The sequence below is a fragment of the Serratia sp. root2 genome (assembly GCF_031931805.1).
In the GTDB taxonomy this organism is placed as follows: Bacteria; Pseudomonadota; Gammaproteobacteria; order Enterobacterales; family Enterobacteriaceae; genus Serratia; species Serratia inhibens.
In genome coordinates this window covers 106,964-125,646 of sequence record NZ_JAUJXB010000007.1, presented here as the reverse complement: position 1 = coordinate 125,646, position 18,683 = coordinate 106,964, and the positions used below count along the sequence as shown (strand labels likewise).

Here is an 18,683-nt window from a genome sequence, read left to right as displayed (position 1 = left end):
AATTCGGTGTCTTCATCCGCAAGATAGGCGGCATCACTTATCTTGCGGAGTACAACCACGATGAGTCAGCGTCCGCCCACCAGCGATCCGGCACCGATCTCCGCGATGGTTTTCGCGCCGGTGAGCGTCATGGCGACGCGCATTTCCTTGTCGATCAGTGTCAGAAGATTACTGACACCGGTACCGCCGGCGGCGGCCAGCGCATAGACGAAGGCACGCCCCAGCAGCACGCTGTCGGCACCCAGCGCGATCATACGCACGACGTCCAGACCGCTGCGGATCCCGGAATCGGCCAGCAGGGTGATCTCCCCTTTCACCGCATCGGCGATCGCCGGCAGGGCGCGGGCGGTCGACAGCACGCCGTCCAACTGGCGGCCGCCGTGGTTGGAAACGACAATGCCGTCGGCTCCGAAGCGCACCGCATCTTTGGCGTCTTCAGGATCGAGAATGCCTTTGATGATCATCGGCCCCTCCCAGAATTCGCGGATCCATTCCAAATCCTTCCAGGAGATGGAGGGATCGAAGTTCGTCCCCAACCAGCCGATGTAATCCTCCAGGCTGGTGGGCTGGCCGCGATAGGCCGATACGTTGCCCAGATCGTGCGGTTTGCCGCGCAGACCGACATCCCAGGCCCATTGCGGATGAGTCAATGCCTGCAGCATACGGCGCAGGGCGGCGTTAGGGCCGCTCATGCCGGAATGGGCGTCACGGTAGCGCGCGCCTGGCACCGGCATGTCGACGGTGAACACCAGCGTTTTCACGCCGGCCGCTTTGGCGCGCTCCAGCGCGTTGCGCATAAAACCCCGGTCTTTCAACACATATAGCTGGAACCACATCGGCCGATCGATCGCCGGTGCCACTTCTTCGATCGGGCAAACCGAGACGGTGGAAAGGGTAAAAGGAATGCCTTTCTGCGCCGCAGCGCGGGCGGCCTGTACCTCACCGCGACGGGCATACATACCGGTTAACCCGACGGGCCCCAGTATTACCGGCATCGCCAGCTTTTCGCCGAACAGACTGGTTTCCAGGCTAAGATCCGACATATTGCGCAGCACGCGCTGGCGCAGGGCGATGTCGGCCAGGTCCGCGGTATTACGCCGCAACGTATGTTCGGCGTAGGCCCCGCCGTCAATATAGTGGAACAGAAAAGGCGGGAGCTTGGCCTGTGCTGCGGCCCGGTAATCGGTTGACGCGGAAATAATCATTTTTTGCTCTCTATAATGGTCGCCGGGGATCAAGGCGCAATGGGCGCCGATACCGATTATAAATGTAGCGAAAAGGTGAATAACCAGAGTGGGGCATTCTAGGCATAATAGGCGACGCTATACCACGCTGCTTTTTTATGGTTTTTATCGACATGGCTGTTTAATATTTGCTTGTTATAAGCGTTTTTTATTTTTTATTTATTTAAATCAATTAATTATGGTTTTTATCGCCGGTAGGGAACAGGAGAAAACTCATTAGGTGAAAACAGGCCATGGATTATTTCCGAATATGACTTAATCGCTGTCGTGGCCCGTCAAAATAATGTGATCGGGTTCAAAAGTAATGACTGATATTTTGGTAGGAGCCGATGATATGTTCGATCAGCAGTCGGGTTTTCAAGGGTAAATTGCGGGTATAAGGGTAGACGGCGTAAACCCCCAATATCTTGCCGCAGTGGCCGGCCAGAATTTCCGTCAGCTTACCCTCCTGCAAATCCTCGTACACCATACAGCGCGGTACCATGGCAATGCCATGGCCGCCGATGACCGCTTTGCGGATCGCACGGGCGTTATTGGCGGACAGGTTGCCGTTGACCTGCAGTTCATAGATCTCGCCGCTATCCGGTTGTTTCAGTAGCCAGTTATCGGTACCGCTTTCCTGATAGGTATAGGTCAGGCAATTATGATTGAGCAACGCTGCGGCGGTATCGGGTTCCGAATGTCGCTCAAGATAACCTGGCGAGCAGACGATCACCCAGCGAGAATCGAGGATCGGCCGGGCTATCAGACTGGAGTTCGGCAGAGTACCGGTACGGATTGCCAGATCCACGCCTTCCTCGACCAAATCGACAAAGCGGTTTTCCAACCGCATTTCCACCTTCAAGCCTGGGTGCCGCGCACAGAACTCCGCCACGCTCTCGCTCAATAACAGTTCGCCCGAAATGGTCGGCACCGACATGCGGATGGTGCCGGTGAGCTCTTCACTTTTTTCACTGACGGCGTATAGCGCATCCTGCACTTTGGCGCTGATGTCCTTGGCTTGCAGGTAGAGTGCCTGGCCACTTTCCGTGAGCGTCAAACTTCGGGTGGTGCGGTACAGCAAGCGTGCACCGAGGGACTTTTCCAAACGCCCGATGCGTTTGCTGACCACTGAGCTGGTCACGCCGGCGGTTTCGGCGGCTTTGCTGAATGAGCCGCAGTCAACAATCAGGGCAAAGAGCAGCAGGTCATTGGCGTATTCATGTGTGGCTAGCATCAGCGTCCTGTATTGCAAAGGCCGGTTAAGCCCTTCAGTGTAAATCCAGTTGGCCAGGAAGCAATCTTTTCATCCGTTGGCACCAAAGTGGCAACTGGTCAGATCTGATTTTTTCTGACTTTTGAAGCGATGCAACTGAGATATTTCCTTTCGCATAAGGCGAGTATTTACTGGGGTTATATTTTAATTCTTAATTTTAATTGAGTATTTAATGGAATAATCTTACCTTTTCGATTGACTGGACTAACTAACGTCATGGCTTAATGTAAATAATTGTATTGATCTATTTTTTTAAGATGGCTATTATTTTTAGGCGTTCTCATTGTTATTAATATTTACTGTCATAACTTCCGCTTTTAGAGTTGCTCTGTTTTTAATGCAGAGCGCGTACTGTGATTTTAATTTTAATGTATATAAGGATATTGTAATGAAAAAGATCAATCTGTCTGAAGCAGGAAAAATTGTCGGTGGTACTTTTGCTTGTTCCAATAATTTTGAGTGGGTGGGCACTGGCAGCAGCAAAGCCTGTAATCTGGTCACAGTCTGTGCAGATAAATTCGGTCATGTGAAAAAAACCTACCGTTCAGCACCTGTCGGCAGCTGCAGTGCATTAACTGTGACCCCTAACTGATATGGGCTAAACACCCGCTTTTAGGTTAACAGTTATCAAGCGGGGCGGTGCCTGTCGCCACCCCGTCTTGAATCCGATGGAACTTCACCGCCCCTACACCCTTGTCGTTCCTCCCGATATTAACTCCCCGGTAATCGTGTTCGCCTGACAGGTGAGAATGTTGGTCCGTTCGCAGGATGCGCTCATGTATAAACGCCCATTATTATTTATCAGCTATACGATTTTTATTATCGTTGCGGCTTGTTTTTGTACCTCGGTATATTTTTATCATTACGTTATTCCTCAGTCCGAAGGGAAAGTTCTGAGCTTTATCTCGCCTGAAAAAGTAGCCGGTAGCCCCTTGAAGGACGACAATGTCATTGTCGAAATCTTTTCTTATGGTTGCCATTATTGCGAGATGAATGAGGCGAATATTGCCGGGTTGGGAAAAGTGCTGCCCGCCGGTGCCAGGCTGATACAGTTGCATATTAATAATGAGGAGCAAGCCGGTCTGGCGGCATTTGCCCCTTTGTTTGCCACTCTGACGGTCATGGGGATTGAGGCGCAGCACCGCTCCGCCGCCTATCAGGCAATCATCGAAGAAAACAATAATCTGGCGGATAAAAACCACCTTAACCGCTGGCTGAAGGCCAATGGCATCGATCAGGCCGAATATGATAAAGCCCATGATTCAGAACAGGTAAAGGCGCTGTTGGCGTACCTGACCTCGGTAAGCCGCTATTACCAGGTTAACGCTACCCCCAGCTTTATTGTTAACAGGAAGTGGCTGGCGGTGCAGGATCGTGAGTTCCCGGCTTTTAACAAGCAACTGCTGTCCCTGTTGCAGCACGACAAGCCACTGGAGCCCTGATGCGCCTGTTTTCGGTCTGGGTGTATCTGGCGTGGAAAAACGCTCTCGACGGTATGGCCCGCTTTACCCTGGCCATTACCGGGCTGGGCGACAGACTGTCGTGCTTCCTGCTGCGACATACCGACTACCGTCTCTGGTTAGGCTTTCGGCGTCGGCTGCATTGCCGTTGGCTATTGCCGCGCGGTTTACGCAACCGGAGCGCAGTGGCCGCAGCGAATCGCTACAGCTTGCTGGGAAGCCGCAACCCACAGGATTTTACCTGGCTGATGCAACGACGACGGTTACTGGATCTGGCCGCGGTTTATGCGCATAACGCCCAACTTTTGGGCCAGCTCGCTCGGTGCTCCGCACAGCTCAATCGGGTAGTGGAGCCACTGCATCGGGCCGGCGAACCGGTACTGTTGGCACCTATGCATACGGTTTCCGACGTGCTTGCCACGCTGGTCGGCGCTGGCGTCTATCCGGGACGGGCCACGGTGATTGTGTCGGGGAATGCGCAAGAATATGTGCGGCAGGCACCGGCGCATCAATGGCAACAGCACCTCGACTATTGCTCGATTCATGACGATCGGCGGCTGATTGCCGCCAACCTGGCGCAGGCCATGTTGGAGGCGGCGGATCACGGGCGCAATATCATTCTGTTCCCGGATATCACGCCGGATTACACCCTGAACAGCAATAAGGATCCGTCGGCCAAACAGGCGTGCCGTTTGTTCAATCGTCCGGCGCATTTGCACAGTGGCATTGTCCGTCTGTCGCGTGCGTTACGGGCTAAGGTGGTGTTTTATTCGCTTTATTACGACCACGGGGTCCGCATTCATATCGATGAACCGGTCTCTGCGGAAAATGTCAGTCACGCTTTGCCAGGGATAGTTGAACGCGCAATGGTTCGTCACGCGGACGACTGGTTGTTATGGCATTCACATTCATTGTTTTTTATTAATGAATAAGTCAGGGATGTAGAAAAAACATGGGAAATATTATTCCAACGCCGGTCTTTCAGAGTGAAATCAACGAGTGCGGACTGGCCTGCATCGCTATGTTGGCGGAAACCCAAGGGATCAGCGCGCCACTGACGGAGTTGCGGGATCGTTATCCGGCTTCTCAGCACGGTACTTCGCTGGCGGCGTTGTGCGAAATTCTGTCGGAGCTGGCCGTGCCTACCTATCCGGTAGCGTTTGAGCATCGGGATCTGGCGGCATTGCCTCTGCCGGCGATCCTGCATTACGGTGCCGGTCATTATGTGCTGCTGGCTTATCGGCAGGGTGACTATGTTTGCGTAATGAATCCGGCGCTGGGCCAGCAACTTTTGCCGTTCGATGCCTTGAAAGCGGAAATCAGCGGATACGCGCTGGTGTTGGATCGCGATGGCGCGTCGGTTGCCACTGCCAACGTCAAGCGGAGTGGGCGTTGGCACGCATTTTCCAGCCTGAGCATGAAAGATACTGCCGCTATTGCCGGCATTTATCGCCTGGCGGCAATGACATTCTTTATCTCTCTGACGTTATTCATCATGCCGGTGATGGTTGGGAATGCGATTAATCAGGTATTTTCCACGGCGGGAGAAACGGACTTCCCCTATTTCTATTATCTGTTGGCGTTCCTGGTTTCTACCGTTCTCGCGCTGGCGGCCCGTATGGTTATCGAGCGCTTCATCAAGAATTTCGTGCTGTTGAACAGCGCGGCCGGCTTCTCCCGTTTACTTGATAATTCATTGAATTTCTTTAATAAACGTGCGCCAGGTGAAATTTTTAGCCGTTTTATCAGTTGGCAAATGGCCGCCGGGCAAAAGATAGAATTGGATAACAGTCTGCGCACCGACTGGATTATCGGCGCGATCGCGCTGGCGGTGATGTGTTATCTGAGCCCGATGCTGGCACTGGTGCCGGTGGCCGGTATGTTGCTAATGGGCATGGTCAGCATCTGGGCCATTTATCGCGATCGTCACTATACCCAGCAGTTACAGGGGAAAGGCGCTGCACAAAATGACTTTATTCTGGAGACCATCCAGGGGTTTTCAACCATCAAATCCGCCGGGCTTGCCGGCCAGCGGCAAGAAGGATTCGCCGCTCATGCCCTTTCACTGTTTACCTGTCTGCAGCAGCAAAAGGTTTATGAACAGGTGAAAGGCAGTATTTACCAACTGATCGGCAGCCTGGAGATGGTGTTTTTCATGCTGTTGGCACTGCCGCTGCTGAAAAACGGTGCACTTAGCCTGGGGGCGTTTTTTGCCTACAGCTTTATCCGTGAGATTTTCACTTCTTATACCAGCAAGATCTTTTTTTCCGTCCTGCACAAAAACCAACTGCATGTGATCGATGAGCGTGCGCGCGATCTGTTCCCCGCGCCGCCCACCGGCACAGGGCGCAGTACCTGCCAGGCAAAGGATTTTAACGCCCGGCTGCGCTACAGCTCGCTGACCTTCGCCTACGATGCCGGCCAGCCGGTGCTGCGCGATATGTCGTTGGCGTTGACGCGGGGAGAGTGTATCGCCATCACCGGCGGTTCCGGTGCCGGCAAGAGCACTTTGCTGAAAGTCATCTCCTGCCTGCTGACACCGCAGCAGGGTAGGCTGGAGTTGGATGGTCAGCCGATAGAGGGCAGTGCGGCGCAGGGATTGTTTTTCCTGCAGAGCCAGGAGGATATTTTATTCAACGCCTCGGTGCTGCAGAACGTTACGTTGTTTGCGCCATCGGTGCCGGGCCAGTTGGCGCGAGTAGAGCAGGTGCTGCGCGGGTTGGGTTTGGCTGCGGCGATAGCGAAGCTGCCGGGAGGCGTGAATGCGTTGGTACGCGAGAGCCATGCCGGTCTGTCGCTGGGGCAGCGGCAGCGTCTGTTGCTGGCGCGGGCGATGTACAGCAATAACCCGGTACTGGTGCTGGACGAACCGACGGCGAATCTGGACGAAGATACTGCTGGCCTGGTGGTGGCGGCCCTGCTGGCGCATTGTCGGGAGCATTGCAAGACACTGATCACCGTGACCCATAATCAGCGGTTGCTCCCTTTGTTTGATCGGGTTTTACACATGGCGGATGGTCGGTTGGAAAACGTTACTTTTGCTGAAGCGGCGTTGAAACATCATGCGGCGGTTGAGTAAGGTGCCGGGGAAAAAAACGGTTGTACGCCTGGTTCTTGCGATTGCCATTCTGGTGCTGATTGCCGGAAGTTTGGCGTTGTTCAGCCGGCCGGCCGCGGTCGAATTGCCGGCTGTGGCACGTATCGATCGCGGTGACATAGAGAAAAGCGTACTGGCCACCGGCATTCTGAAACCGGCTCAGCAAGTCAACGTTGGTGCACAGGTTAACGGGCAGTTGAGAAAACTGTATGTAAAACAAGGCGATCGCGTTGTTCAGGGGCAACTGCTGGCTGAAATAGATCCGACCTTGCAGCATAACGAACTGCGTAAATCGCAAGCTGAGCTGCAAAGCGCGCAGGCGCAGAAACTGGCGAGCGAGGCGCAACTGACGCAGTATCGGCTGGAACTGACACGCCAGACCGCGCTGCAGCGCGATCGCGCCGGGGTGCCCAGCGATTTGGAAAAGGCCAGAGCGCAGCGGGATGCTCAATTGGCTCAACTCAAGGTGAATGAGGCGCAAATCATTCAGGCGGAAATGGCGCTGGAAACCGCCAAGGCCAACCTGGCCTTCACGCGCATCGTGGCACCGATTGACGGAGAAGTGCTGGGCATCGTTACCCAGGAAGGGCAAACCATCGTGTCCTCGCAGAGTGCACCGACCATTTTGGTACTGGCCAACGTAGATACCATGATGGTGCATACGCGGATATCGGAAACCGACATCCTTAAGGTACGTACCGGGCAGCCGCTGTGGTTCTACGTTGCGGCCGATCCCAAAAGACGCTTTGACAGCGCCATGGGTGTTATACAACAGGCGCCGGCCGAAGCGCTGGAGGCGGATCCTATGGGCAGAAACCTGAGCCAACAGGCGTCGGCAGTGTATTACAACGGCGTTTTCGCCATCGCCAACGCTGAGCGTCGGTTACGTACGGCCATGACTGCGCAGGTGTTTATCATTACCGACCGTGCATCGGGCGTTGTGCGTGTGCCGATGGCGGCGCTTGGCGAACCGCAGGGAACCGATCGGTATTTGGTGATGGTACGGCAGGGGAAACAGGTTCTGGCGCGCCGGGTGCACATCGGTATTCACGATCGCCGCTACGCTGAAGTTGTGCAGGGCCTCAGCGAAGGGGAGTGGGTGCTGCTGGCACCGCAGGCAGATGCGGGGGAGAGCCATGAGCGCTAACGCAGCCGCAGTCATTGTTCTGGAGAATGTTTCCCGTGATTTTATTGCCGGCGAGCAAAGGATAAGGGTATTGAATCAGGTTTCGCTGCGCATCGATCGCGGCGAAATGGTGGCGATCGTCGGCGCCTCAGGTTCCGGCAAATCGACGCTGATGAACATTATCGGCTGCCTGGACAAGCCCACGCAGGGTTCGGTGCGTATCAACGATGTGGCGATTCAGCAGGCCGACGGCGATCGGTTGGCGCAGTTACGCAGCCGCCATGTCGGCTTTATTTTCCAGCGTTACCATTTGGTCCCCTATCTGACGGCCAGCGAAAACGTGGCGATCCCTGCGCTGTATACCGCCATGCCGGCTGCTGAGCGTCGGCGGCGGGCCAGGCATCTGCTGGCCCGTTTGGGGCTGTCTGCGCGAACTGAACATCGTCCGACCCAGCTTTCCGGCGGGCAGCAGCAGCGGGTGAGCATTGCCCGCGCACTGATGAACGGCGCGGAGATCATCCTGGCGGATGAGCCCACCGGCGCTTTGGACAGCGCCAGCGGCCAGGAGTTGATGAGTATCCTGCATGAGTTGCACGCCGGCGGACATACCGTTGTCGTGGTGACGCACGATCGTCAGATTGCCGAACAGGCGCAACGGATCATTGAGATTGGCGACGGGGAGATCGTCGGCGATCATCGAAAGGGCGTGTGGCCGGTCTTGGCCGGTAAATCGCCGCAGAGTCTGCTTACACCGCCTGGCAGGGCGCATTTGGGGCCGGCATTGAGCGGGGCGATCCGCATGGCGTGGCGCTCCTTGCTGGGGCATCGGGTGCGGGCGCTACTGTCGATACTGGGTATTATCATCGGTATCGCTGCGGTAGTTTCTTCGATCGCCATCGGCGAGGGGGCCCGGCGAAATATTCTTGATGAAATCAGCCAGCTTGGCACCAGTACCCTGGAAATTCGGCCTGGCCTCGGATGGGATAAACCCCGGCCGGATTTCGAGCGTTCACTGAGCCTGCGGGATGTCACTCTGTTGTCGACATTGCCTTATGTTGACAGCGTATCTCCCGTTGCCAGCGCTCAGGTGTTGGCCGTTCGGGAGGGGAAGCAGGTGCAGCTTCCCGTGATGGGCGTAGGCAGCGATTATTTCCGTACGCAAGGTATCCGTCTGATTTCCGGCAGCTTCTTTACCCCGCAGGATCTGGATGAGCGCGAGCCGGTAGTGGTTATCGATACGCAGCTCAGACAGGCACTGTTTTCCTCCCAACAGGATCCCGCAGGCGAGGTTGTTCAACTAGCGGGTATCCCCCATCGGGTGATCGGCGTGGCTGAGCGCAAGGGCGCCAACTATGCCGGCGCCCAGCCGCTTGCCTGGCTGCCTTACACCTCCCTGACAGGCCGTATTGCGGGCGATATGCCGCTGGAGTCGATCGTGCTGCGGGTGAGTGACGGGGGTTCATTGACAAATGCTCAGCGCGACGTGACGCAACGTCTGATGTTGGAACACGGCCGACGGGATTTCTTCACGCTTACCGACGACCAGATGACAAAGGCTATACAGAGCGCTTCTGACTCCATGACCTGGTTGATTACCGCCATTGCCGGCATTTCACTGCTGGTGGGGGGCGTAGGCGTGATGAACATTATGCTGGTATCGGTTACCGAACGAACCCATGAAATAGGCATCAGACTGGCGGTCGGTGCCAGAGAAAAGGACATCCAGCGGCAGTTTCTGGTTGAAGCTGTCGTGATCTGCAGCCTGGGTGGCGCGCTGGGCATTGCCTGTTCTGCATTGGTCGGCCTGGCGCTCGCCTGGCTGGCACCCCAAATGGTCATGGTATTCACCTGGCCGCCATTGCTGCTCGCCTGCGGTTTTTCAGCGCTGATCGGCGTTGGGTTTGGCTTCTTCCCTGCGCGTACCGCAGCGCGCTTGCAGCCTGTAGAGGCGCTGGCGCGCGAATGAACAGATTTTTAATTTTGGCACTGGTTATGTTGTTGATCGGTGGTTGTGGCCAGCGATCGCCGGGTTCGGGAACACAACAACAGATTGTGCTACCACAACAATGGCGTGTTGACGACGACGGTGCCGGCGCGGTGCGTGGAGAGGCGACATGGTGGGATAATTTTAACGATCCTCAGTTATCGGCACTGATCGGCAGCGTGTTGGCAAACAACCAGGATCTGGCGCTGGCCGGGCTGCAATTGCGCATGGCTCTGCTGGATGCCGGGCTGGTGAGCGGTAACCTGACTCCGGACGTTACGGCGAGTCTGAGTGGCAGTAACAGCAAGACGTTACGCAATACCGTGCGGCAGGAGAGTTATCGGGGCACGTTGTCCCTGAGTTATGAACTGGATTTATGGGGCAAGCTGGCGCGGGCCCGCGAACAGGCTGAATGGTTGGCCAATGCCTCTGAGCTGGATCGGCAAAACACGGCGCTGGTGCTGATCGGCACCAGCGCCCGTTTGTATTGGCAGATAGCCAATCTAAACCGGCAAAACAGCAATCAACAGGCTGCGTTAACGATCGCCCAAGGCACCTTGCAACTGGTGAAAGCGCGCCATGCCGCGGGCGATATCGGGCAGTTTGAACTGTTGCAGGCCGGGCAAAGGGTGTTGGAGCGGGGAAATCAACTGATCGATCTACGCCGGCAACGGGAGGAGGCGCGCAATTCGCTGGCGCTGCTGTTTGGCCAATCGCCGTTGATGCGGCGCTGGGAGCGTCAGTCGCTGGCAATCGAAAGCGTGGCGATTGTTCAACGTCAGCCGGTGGCGGTGATTGCGCAGCGGCCTGACGTGCAGGCGGCAGAGCGTCGATTGCGGGCCGCGTTGGCGGGAGCTGAACTGGCCAGACTGAGTTTCTATCCGGCACTGAGTCTGTCTGCCGCTCTCGATGCCGGCAGCCAGGTATTCAGGCAGTGGTTCAGCGACCCGACGAGGACGGTGGGCGGCGCGTTGACGCTGCCGTTTATCGAGTGGCGCAAGATGCGGCTGACCAATGAAAAAGCGTTGCTGCAGGCACAGCAGGCGGAGATCCAGTTTCGGGATGCCGCCTATCGCGCCCTGGCCGATGTGGATAACGCCATGGAGCAGCGTCTGGATGCGCAGCGGCAAATCGGCAATCAGCGAGAGCTGCTGGAGATGAGCCGGCAAGGGGTGCTTTTAGCGCAGCATCAGTATCGGTCTGGTGCCGTATCGCTGCAGACGCTGCTGGATGCTCAGGACGCGCTGCTGTCCGGTGAAAATGCGTTGTCGGAGCTGCAGTACCGTTATCTGAACGCCACCATGCAGCTTTGGCTGGCGCTGGGCGGCGTTGCATCCGGCGATGATAAAGAAAAAGGGGAGAAGCATGGATAAGGAAATATACCCGAAACGGGTGGTGGTCACCGGCTACGGTGCAGTGACTGCCTTGGGCATGAATGTGCAGCAAAATTGGCAGGCCATCATGGAATATCGTCTGGCATATCGTTATCACGATAAATCGGCTGCGGGAATACGCTCGCGTTTTTTTGCATTGATGGACCAGGAGCCGCCTCTGGATGGGATCTCGCAATCCACTCGCCGGCGCTTGCCGCGTTTTGCCCGGTTGGCGTTGGCGGCAGCTACGGAGGCAGTCGAAATGGCGTTTTCCTCGTCCTCGGTTGGGCCTGCTCATTTTTACCCTTCGCTGGACTGCGGCGTTATTATCGGCAGCGGATGGGGCGGGCAGGACGAAATGTTACTTAATAATGCGGATTATTTGCGTTCCGGATTGGGGCAACTGTTCGGTGCCTTCCACTCGATGCCCAACATTGCGACGGCGATCTGCAGCCAGCGCTGGCTTTTGAGGGGATACCAGAATTCACCTGCAGCGGCCTGCGCTACCGGCAGTATCGCTATTGGCGACGCGTTTGAGGTTATCCGCAGCGGCCGGGCCTCAGTGATGTTGGCCGGCGCAGCGGAATCGCTGAGCGGTAATGGCACCCTCTGGAATATCGATGTGTTGCGCGTGTTGGCTCAGGAACAACATGACATCACCAAAGCCAGCTGTCCATTCAGCCGTGATCGCAATGGTTTTGTACTGGCGGAGGGGGCGGCGGTACTGTGCCTGGAAGAGCGTGATGCCGCTCTGGCGCGCGGTGCGGCGATATTGGGAGAAATCAAAGGCTACGGTAATTGCTCGGATGCCTTTGATCTTACCGTACCGGCGGAAGATAAACAGGCTAGGGTGAAAAGCATATGCCAGGCACTGGATCAGGCGGGCCTGCGCCATCACGAGGTCGATTATATCAACGCGCATGGCACCTCAACGCTGCTCAATGATCTGAACGAAACGGAAGCGATTAAACTGGCTTTGGGGCAGGATGCCTACCATACCCCGCTTTCGAGCACCAAATCTTATACCGGCCATCTGATTGCCGCCTCCGGCAGCTTTGAATCCATTATCTGCCTGCTGGCACTGCAGCAACAGATAATGCCGGCTACCTGCCATTTGAATGAGGCCGATCCGGCCTGCGATCTAGACTATATCCGTGAAGGACATCGCCACGGGCGTTTGAGGAATGTCATGAACCTCAGCTTTGGCTTTGGCGGGGCGAATGCGGTACTGGTATTCGGCAAGCACGATATTGAGGACAAGGAGTGATGATGGAAAAGTATCAAATCCTGTATGAAAGGATTTGCGCGATGCTCTATGAGGCCAGGGAGTTGAGGCTAACCTCTCTGTCAGCGGATGTACCGCTCCAGCAGTTGGGCCTGGACAGTTTGGATTATGTGGAACTGATGCTTTTGGCGAGGCGAGAGTTCGGTATTTCGCTAAGTGCAGAAATGTTTCTCGATCAGCCGGATATGACATTAGGGGAACTGTGTCGTTATATGTCCATGCAATAGGCTATAGCCAAAATAATTGGCGTTGCATCAAGGCAGCAAGGCCGTAATAAATCGGTCAGGAACCGATTTGAACAGCGCTTGCGCTGGCCCACAGGGTGAGGCTCAAGGATGGGCCGAATAACCGAGCCAACACAGATGCAGCTTCAAGTATGACGGGGATATTGATATCTGGCTCTTGCGCATTATCGCAGGGCCTGACTGAATGCCCTATGCGACGACTCATCCCAATGCCGTTCTTTACTGCTTCATTGAAATTAATATAATAAACCAAGATGAGTGAAAGCCTCGATTTAATAATTTCGGTGGTTAATTTTTGATAATATTTGTGTTTCTTGGTGCTATTTACTTTGTTGTTTAAATAACTACTCCCTGTTTTATTAAATATAGTTTTTGATGTTTTTTTATATTTGTCAGTCATTTTTATACGTGGGAAAAGTTAGTGTTTCGCTATTTTTACTTTTGGTTATCGTCTCGGTTTCATTCTGAGAATGCTTCGTCAGTCAGTCTTGCTCAGGGCTGTTCACAACAATCAAATCCGCTATACTCCGCGCAGGATGCAGGAACCTATCCGTAAACCGGAGTGCGCTCCGGGTGTCCATTGTGGTGATGTAAAAGGAAAATGACAGCCACATTTTTCTGATCAAGTTATAGAGGTAGCATGTCCAATCGTAAACATCTGACGCCTTCCGAAGTGGAAAGAATGCTTGAAGCTACGCTGCAAGGGAAGAATCCAGAACGCGATTATTGTTTGATTTATATGTGTTTTATTCATGGCTGTCGCGCGAGCGAAATTGGTGGCTGGCGTTTGTCGGATATCGACCTGGAGGGGGGGAATATTTATGTTCACCGCTTGAAAAACGGTTTTTCCACCGTTCATCCATTATATCTGCGTGAAAGGCAATGCCTGCGGCGTTGGCTGGAAAAGCGTAAAGAACACCGTGGGGCTGAGGGGGAATGGTTATTTCTTTCCAATCGAGGTGGTCGTCTGTCACGACAACGTATTTATTGGCTGATTCGCAATTACAGCAAGGCAGCCAGGTTGGAGGTAAATGCCCATCCGCATATGCTGCGTCACGGGTGTGGTTTTGCACTGGCGGACAGGGGAATCGATACCCGATTAATTCAGGATTATCTGGGGCATAAAAACATTCAGAACACCGTTATCTATACGGCCAGTAACGCTCAGAGGTTTAAGGAGATTTGGTAAGGAACGCTTAGGTTTATATGACTAAGGAGTCACTTTGAACTAAACTGAAACATACTGTAAGGATGAGTAAATCCAAAGTCAATACGCGTATCAGTACTTTCTTAATGAATTTAAATTTTGATTTAAAATCAATGTGATAAATGATTTTTTTCCCTATATCACTAACTCTAAGTCTCCAAGTATTATCCCATTCCTTTTTAAGCCGCACAGACCCCCTTGTCGAAAAAATATTTTTTAAACTTTAATTACTCTGAATATTGATTAGGGTAAGAATTAAAATCTAAAAATAAACAAAATTTTAGTTTAAAAAACCAAAGGAGTCACTTTAGTTCAAAATGAATCGTTTGGATGAATAAGCTCGCGACTGTCAATCGTTTCTGTCGAGGAGTGCATCTTGACTGCTGAGCTAAATAAAAGGAGTGACATAGGGTTATGTCGGAAATAAACCAATGCATATTTTGCATACCTTTTAAGGAAAGTAGGATGAAAAAGAATTTACTGGCCGTAGCTGTTTTGACCGCATCTGCATTTACCGCATCTGCATTCGCCGCCGATGGCACCGTGAATTTCAAAGGCTCGATTACCGATAAATCTTGCACCGTCGATACGGCCTCTCAAAACCAGGACGTTATTCTGGGCGCGATCTCTAAAACTGCGTTTGCTACAGGTGCCGGCAGCTCTGCGGGCGGCAAAGAGTTCAGTCTGGTACTGAAGGATTGCCCGAGTACCGTCACCAAGGCCACAGTGCGTTTTGACGGGACCCGGGTTCCTGGCCCGGTTGGCCTGCTGGCGCTGACCGATGTCGCCGATAAGGCGAATGGAATAGGGGTTCAATTGCTGGACGACAGCAATAATGCGATTAACCTGGGTAATGATTCCCGCGAATACACTCTGGTTTCAACCGGCGCTAACACCCTGAAATTCTTTGCTCGTTACTATGCCTTCGGCACCGTCTCTGTCGGTAAAGCGGACGCCACCACCAACTTTACGATCGTCTATCCATAAGCTATCGCAGCCGACATTTTGCGGCTAAAGACATGGGCCGGAGGAAGTGTTCTCTGGCTCTTTATTCATGGACGAACGGAGCAAAAAGAAAATGAGAGCAGGTTATTTCACGCTGATTGCGGCGCTGTTGGCGATGTTTTTGACGCCGGCGCAGGCGGGGGTGATCGTGGGCGGTACTCGCCTGATTTATGACGGCGCCAAAAAAGAGTCCGCTCTGAATATCAATAATCCGGATGCGGTGCCTTATCTGATCCAGTCCTGGGTCGACGCGCAGGAAAGCGACAGTACCAAAGCCCCTTTTATCATTACACCCCCCTTGTTCCGGCTGGATGGCGGGCAAAATAACCTGCTGCGCGTAGTGCGGGCGGGCGGTAATTTGCCCGCTGACAAAGAATCTCTGTATTGGCTGAATGTGAAAGCCATCCCATCGGTAGAGAAAAAAGACAACACGCTGCAAATTGCGATTAAGACCCGTATCAAGCTGATTTATCGTCCGCAGGGATTATCCGGCAATCTGGAAGAGGCGGCCGGGAAACTGACATGGAGGCGCAGCGACAATCGTTTGCAGGTCAATAATCCTTCACCCTACTACCTCACTTTTTTCAATTTGAAACTCAATGGTCATGAGATTCCCGGCAGCACAATGGTAGCTCCTCAGGCCACCGCCAGTTTTCCATTGCCGGCCGTCAGCGGAAGCGGCGGTAACCTGAGCTGGCAAATCATCAATGATTACGGCGGTACCGGGACGACGTTCACCAACAAGTTATAGCCGTTTATTTTTTCGCGTTTTTAGCCCCGTACAGACGACGGGATACAGGGAAACGGCTCGCCAGAGTTCAGGGCGGGCGAAATGATCGGGACAGGGAGTTAAAAAGATGAATAACCCGAGTTGTAATGGTCTGCGAAAACCGAAGCCGGTCTTGGCGTACCTGATATCTTGCCAAATGCTGCTGTTGCTGAATTCTTCCGGCATGGCGCATGCGGGCAGGTATTTTAACCCGGCGCTACTGGAAATCGACAACCCGGCGCTGCGTGGCGCGGATCTTTCTGTTTTTGAAGAAAACAGCAGCCAGGCACCGGGTAACTACCGGGTCGATCTTTATCTTAACGGTCAGCAGATAGATACTCTGGATATCGAGTTTCGTCTCCTGCGTGATGAGACAGGAAAGCAAAGGCTACAGCCTTGTCTGAGCGCCGCGAAGCTAACTGAACTGGGCGTAAAAGTAAGCTCATTTCCCGCTATCGACAGCTCGGAAAGTTGCGTCAATCTGGCGCAGACGATTCCTCAGTCTTCCACCACTTTTCAGTTCAACCAATTGCGACTGAATCTGAGTATTCCCCAAGCCGCGCTGAACATGAACGCGCGCGACTATGTGCCACCTGAACTGTGGGATGCCGGCATACCGGCGCTGCTGGTTAATTACAACTTCACTGGCGCCAATAGTCAGGAGCGTGAAAGCCAGGGGCAAAACAATAATAACTATTACCTTAACCTACGCTCAGGTATCAACTGGGGTGCATGGCGCCTGCGTAACTATTCGGTGTGGAATCAATATAGTGGCGGAGTTTCCTCATGGCGTTCGATTAATACCTATCTGCAGCGTGACATTGTTGCGTTGCAGAGCCGTTTGACTTTGGGTGACAGCACCACAGCCAGCGACGTGTTCGATAGCGTGCAGTTCCGCGGCGGACAATTGGCCTCTGAGGATGAAATTCTGCCGGACAGCATGAAAGGTTATTCACCGGTGGTGCGTGGGATAGCGCGCAGCAACGCTCAAATTGTGATCCGCCAGAACGGGTATGTCATTTACCAAAGTTATGTGCCGCCAGGGGCGTTTGAAATTACCGATCTTTATCCTACCGGCGGTAGCGGCGATCTGAATGTGAGCGTGCGCGAAGCCGACGGCCAGGAACAAAATTTTGTAGTGCCTTACGCCGTGGTGCCGGTATTGCAACGTGAGGGGCGCTTTAAGTACAGCTTGACCAGCGGAAAGTACCGTTCTTACAGCGGCGGTGTCGATGAACATCCCTTTAGCCAGGGCACGGCTATTTATGGTCTTCCTTGGGGCGCGACGATCTATGGCGGGATGCAAGCCGCCAGCAAGTATCAAGGGCTGTCGCTGGGGTGGGGGCAAAATCTGGGGGCACTTGGGGCAATATCCACCGACGTCACGCAGGCCTGGACCAAGCCGGAAGCTCAACCCAAAGAACAGGGGCAATCATGGCGACTGCGCTACGGTAAGAACTTTATCGAGTCCGGCACTAACTTCAGCCTGGCCAGCTACCGCTATTCCACGCGCGGTTTTTATACCCTGCAAGAGGCGCTTGAGAGCTATGGCGGCAGGGCACTCTATAACGATCACAAGAAAAGCCGTGCCGAATTGATGCTGAGTCAAAGTCTGTGGGAGAGGGGCGGATCGTTATCGCTCAGTGTGTTCAGTGAAGACTACTGGAACGACAATCGCCGCTCCCAGTCGGCAAGCGTCAGCTACAACAACAATTGGGAAAGCGTAAGTTACGGCTTGAATTACACCTTCAGCCAGAACGGGTATGACAGCAACGGTAATCGGACCTACGTCCGCGACCATATTGTGGCCTTCAACGTCAGCGTGCCACTGAGCAAGTGGCTACCGGGAAGTTATGCAACCTATAACATGAACAGCAGCCGCAATGGTGCCACCAGCAACAATCTCGGTTTGAGCGGCAGCGCGTTGGAGGGCAATAACCTGAACTACAGCCTGAGCCAGGGTTACACCGGCCGAGGTGTGGGGGCCAACGGCAATATTCAGGCCGATTACAAGGGCTCTCTGGCGGAGTTGAATTTGGGTTATGGCTATGACCGCCACCGTCGGCAGGTGAACTATGGCATTCAGGGCGGCGTGCTGGTGCATCAAAACGGCATCACGCTGTCCCAGCCGCTGGGCGATACGATCGCGCTGGTGCAAGCGCCAGGCGCAGCGGGCGTCAACGTGCTGAACCAGACTGGGGTGAGCACCGACTGGCGCGGTTATGCGGTAGTGCCTTATCTGACACCTTATCGCCGCAATATCGTTGGATTGGACGGAGACTCGTTCGCCGATGATCTCGATATGACGCTCAGTAGCCAAACGGTGATCCCGACCCGTGGCGCGGTGGTGCGTGCCAGCTTCAACCCTAACGTCGGCCAGCGCGTACTGATGACGCTGCTGACGCGCAGTGGTAGCCCGGTGCCTTTCGGCGCTACGGTCGGTGCTGCCAGCAACGCGAGTATCGTCGGCGACGGCGGACAGGTTTACCTGGCAGGTATGCCCGAAAGCGGCCAGTTGCAGGTTAAGTGGGGCAATGACGCAGCCCAGCAGTGTCGGGTCAGCTATCAATTGGCTAACCAACCCGAGAGCGGTGGGATTCGCCTGGTTAACGGGCAGTGTTTATAAGGTGCAT

16 protein-coding genes are annotated in these 18,683 nt (G+C 54.2%); 13 read left to right on the top strand and 3 right to left on the bottom strand.

From position 1 onward, the window contains the following. Positions 1–65: 65 nt before the first annotated feature. Both lldD and QZQ97_RS22390 read right to left on the bottom strand, forming a co-directional pair. Positions 66–1,205 (bottom strand): FMN-dependent L-lactate dehydrogenase LldD, encoded by a 1,140-nt coding sequence (lldD, locus tag QZQ97_RS22395; protein ID WP_311995222.1) that lies wholly within the window; start codon positions 1,203–1,205, stop codon positions 66–68. A gap of 334 nt (positions 1,206–1,539) precedes the next feature. Further along, positions 1,540–2,460 (bottom strand): LysR family transcriptional regulator, encoded by a 921-nt coding sequence (locus QZQ97_RS22390; RefSeq protein WP_311995221.1) that lies wholly within the window; start codon positions 2,458–2,460, stop codon positions 1,540–1,542. Positions 2,461–2,887: 427 nt separating this feature from the next. On the opposite strand from QZQ97_RS22390, the gene QZQ97_RS22385 reads away from it, so the two are divergent. From QZQ97_RS22385 to QZQ97_RS22345, 9 genes are all read left to right on the top strand, one after another. Continuing rightward, positions 2,888–3,091 carry a DUF4762 family protein gene (locus tag QZQ97_RS22385; protein ID WP_311995220.1) on the top strand — a complete coding sequence of 68 codons (204 nt, stop codon included), beginning with the start codon at positions 2,888–2,890 and terminating at the stop codon, positions 3,089–3,091. Between the two features lie 184 nt (positions 3,092–3,275). Continuing rightward, positions 3,276–3,941: a DsbA family protein gene (locus QZQ97_RS22380; RefSeq protein WP_311995219.1), complete on the top strand. Its 666-nt coding sequence runs from the start codon at positions 3,276–3,278 to the stop codon at positions 3,939–3,941. Continuing rightward, complete coding sequence (locus tag QZQ97_RS22375; RefSeq protein ID WP_311995218.1) at positions 3,941–4,891, top strand: ABC transporter; 951 nt, start codon at positions 3,941–3,943, stop codon at positions 4,889–4,891. The genes QZQ97_RS22380 and QZQ97_RS22375 overlap by 1 nt, the downstream gene beginning before the upstream one ends. Before the next feature lie 20 nt (positions 4,892–4,911). Beyond that, positions 4,912–7,038: a peptidase domain-containing ABC transporter gene (locus QZQ97_RS22370; RefSeq protein ID WP_311995217.1), complete on the top strand. Its 2,127-nt coding sequence runs from the start codon at positions 4,912–4,914 to the stop codon at positions 7,036–7,038. Then, a complete protein-coding gene (locus tag QZQ97_RS22365) occupies positions 7,022–8,203 on the top strand; it encodes an efflux RND transporter periplasmic adaptor subunit (RefSeq protein ID WP_311995216.1) in 1,182 nt (393 codons plus the stop codon). The genes QZQ97_RS22370 and QZQ97_RS22365 overlap by 17 nt, the downstream gene beginning before the upstream one ends. Beyond that, the gene (locus tag QZQ97_RS22360; RefSeq protein ID WP_311995215.1) at positions 8,193–10,148 is read left to right on the top strand and encodes an ABC transporter permease; all 1,956 of its coding nucleotides are present in this window, start codon (positions 8,193–8,195) and stop codon (positions 10,146–10,148) included. The genes QZQ97_RS22365 and QZQ97_RS22360 overlap by 11 nt, the downstream gene beginning before the upstream one ends. Beyond that, on the top strand, positions 10,145–11,539 hold the full coding sequence (locus QZQ97_RS22355) for an efflux transporter outer membrane subunit (RefSeq protein WP_311995214.1): 1,395 nt from the start codon (positions 10,145–10,147) through the stop codon (positions 11,537–11,539). The genes QZQ97_RS22360 and QZQ97_RS22355 overlap by 4 nt, the downstream gene beginning before the upstream one ends. After that, positions 11,532–12,806: a beta-ketoacyl-[acyl-carrier-protein] synthase family protein gene (locus QZQ97_RS22350; RefSeq protein WP_311995213.1), complete on the top strand. Its 1,275-nt coding sequence runs from the start codon at positions 11,532–11,534 to the stop codon at positions 12,804–12,806. Before QZQ97_RS22355 ends, QZQ97_RS22350 begins: the two co-directional genes overlap by 8 nt. A 2-nt stretch (positions 12,807–12,808) precedes the next feature. Then, positions 12,809–13,051 carry an acyl carrier protein gene (locus QZQ97_RS22345; protein WP_311995212.1) on the top strand — a complete coding sequence of 81 codons (243 nt, stop codon included), beginning with the start codon at positions 12,809–12,811 and terminating at the stop codon, positions 13,049–13,051. Positions 13,052–13,106: 55 nt separating this feature from the next. On the opposite strand, the gene QZQ97_RS22340 is transcribed toward QZQ97_RS22345, so the two are convergent. After that, positions 13,107–13,469 carry a hypothetical protein gene (locus QZQ97_RS22340; RefSeq protein WP_311995211.1) on the bottom strand — a complete coding sequence of 121 codons (363 nt, stop codon included), beginning with the start codon at positions 13,467–13,469 and terminating at the stop codon, positions 13,107–13,109. A 240-nt stretch (positions 13,470–13,709) separates the two neighbouring features. Between QZQ97_RS22340 and QZQ97_RS22335 the strand changes: the two genes are divergently transcribed. From QZQ97_RS22335 to QZQ97_RS22320, 4 genes are all read left to right on the top strand, one after another. After that, entirely contained in the window at positions 13,710–14,258 is a 549-nt protein-coding gene (locus tag QZQ97_RS22335) for a tyrosine-type DNA invertase (protein WP_311995210.1), read from the top strand. 483 nt (positions 14,259–14,741) lie between these two features. After that, positions 14,742–15,263, top strand: a complete 522-nt coding sequence (locus QZQ97_RS22330) for a fimbrial protein (protein WP_311995209.1) — start codon at positions 14,742–14,744, stop codon at positions 15,261–15,263. Positions 15,264–15,354: 91 nt separating this feature from the next. Beyond that, positions 15,355–16,032, top strand: coding sequence for a fimbrial biogenesis chaperone (locus tag QZQ97_RS22325; protein WP_311995208.1), 678 nt, complete (start codon positions 15,355–15,357; stop codon positions 16,030–16,032). A 106-nt stretch (positions 16,033–16,138) separates the two neighbouring features. After that, the gene (locus QZQ97_RS22320) at positions 16,139–18,676 is read left to right on the top strand and encodes a fimbria/pilus outer membrane usher protein (RefSeq protein WP_311995207.1); all 2,538 of its coding nucleotides are present in this window, start codon (positions 16,139–16,141) and stop codon (positions 18,674–18,676) included. The last annotated feature ends 7 nt before the right edge of the window (positions 18,677–18,683 follow it).

Excerpts from the sequence above, each read along its gene's own strand:
- lldD (WP_311995222.1), bottom strand. The coding sequence starts at position 1,205 with ATGATTATTTCCGCGTCAACCGATTACCGGGCCGCAGCACAGGCCAAG.
- QZQ97_RS22390 (WP_311995221.1), bottom strand. The coding sequence starts at position 2,460 with ATGCTAGCCACACATGAATACGCCAATGACCTGCTGCTCTTTGCCCTG.
- QZQ97_RS22385 (WP_311995220.1), top strand. The coding sequence starts at position 2,888 with ATGAAAAAGATCAATCTGTCTGAAGCAGGAAAAATTGTCGGTGGTACT.
- QZQ97_RS22380 (WP_311995219.1), top strand. The coding sequence starts at position 3,276 with ATGTATAAACGCCCATTATTATTTATCAGCTATACGATTTTTATTATC.
- QZQ97_RS22375 (WP_311995218.1), top strand. The coding sequence starts at position 3,941 with ATGCGCCTGTTTTCGGTCTGGGTGTATCTGGCGTGGAAAAACGCTCTC.
- QZQ97_RS22370 (WP_311995217.1), top strand. The coding sequence starts at position 4,912 with ATGGGAAATATTATTCCAACGCCGGTCTTTCAGAGTGAAATCAACGAG.
- QZQ97_RS22365 (WP_311995216.1), top strand. The coding sequence starts at position 7,022 with ATGCGGCGGTTGAGTAAGGTGCCGGGGAAAAAAACGGTTGTACGCCTG.
- QZQ97_RS22360 (WP_311995215.1), top strand. The coding sequence starts at position 8,193 with ATGAGCGCTAACGCAGCCGCAGTCATTGTTCTGGAGAATGTTTCCCGT.
- QZQ97_RS22355 (WP_311995214.1), top strand. The coding sequence starts at position 10,145 with ATGAACAGATTTTTAATTTTGGCACTGGTTATGTTGTTGATCGGTGGT.
- QZQ97_RS22350 (WP_311995213.1), top strand. The coding sequence starts at position 11,532 with ATGGATAAGGAAATATACCCGAAACGGGTGGTGGTCACCGGCTACGGT.
- QZQ97_RS22345 (WP_311995212.1), top strand. The coding sequence starts at position 12,809 with ATGGAAAAGTATCAAATCCTGTATGAAAGGATTTGCGCGATGCTCTAT.
- QZQ97_RS22340 (WP_311995211.1), bottom strand. The coding sequence starts at position 13,469 with ATGACTGACAAATATAAAAAAACATCAAAAACTATATTTAATAAAACA.
- QZQ97_RS22335 (WP_311995210.1), top strand. The coding sequence starts at position 13,710 with ATGTCCAATCGTAAACATCTGACGCCTTCCGAAGTGGAAAGAATGCTT.
- QZQ97_RS22330 (WP_311995209.1), top strand. The coding sequence starts at position 14,742 with ATGAAAAAGAATTTACTGGCCGTAGCTGTTTTGACCGCATCTGCATTT.
- QZQ97_RS22325 (WP_311995208.1), top strand. The coding sequence starts at position 15,355 with ATGAGAGCAGGTTATTTCACGCTGATTGCGGCGCTGTTGGCGATGTTT.
- QZQ97_RS22320 (WP_311995207.1), top strand. The coding sequence starts at position 16,139 with ATGAATAACCCGAGTTGTAATGGTCTGCGAAAACCGAAGCCGGTCTTG.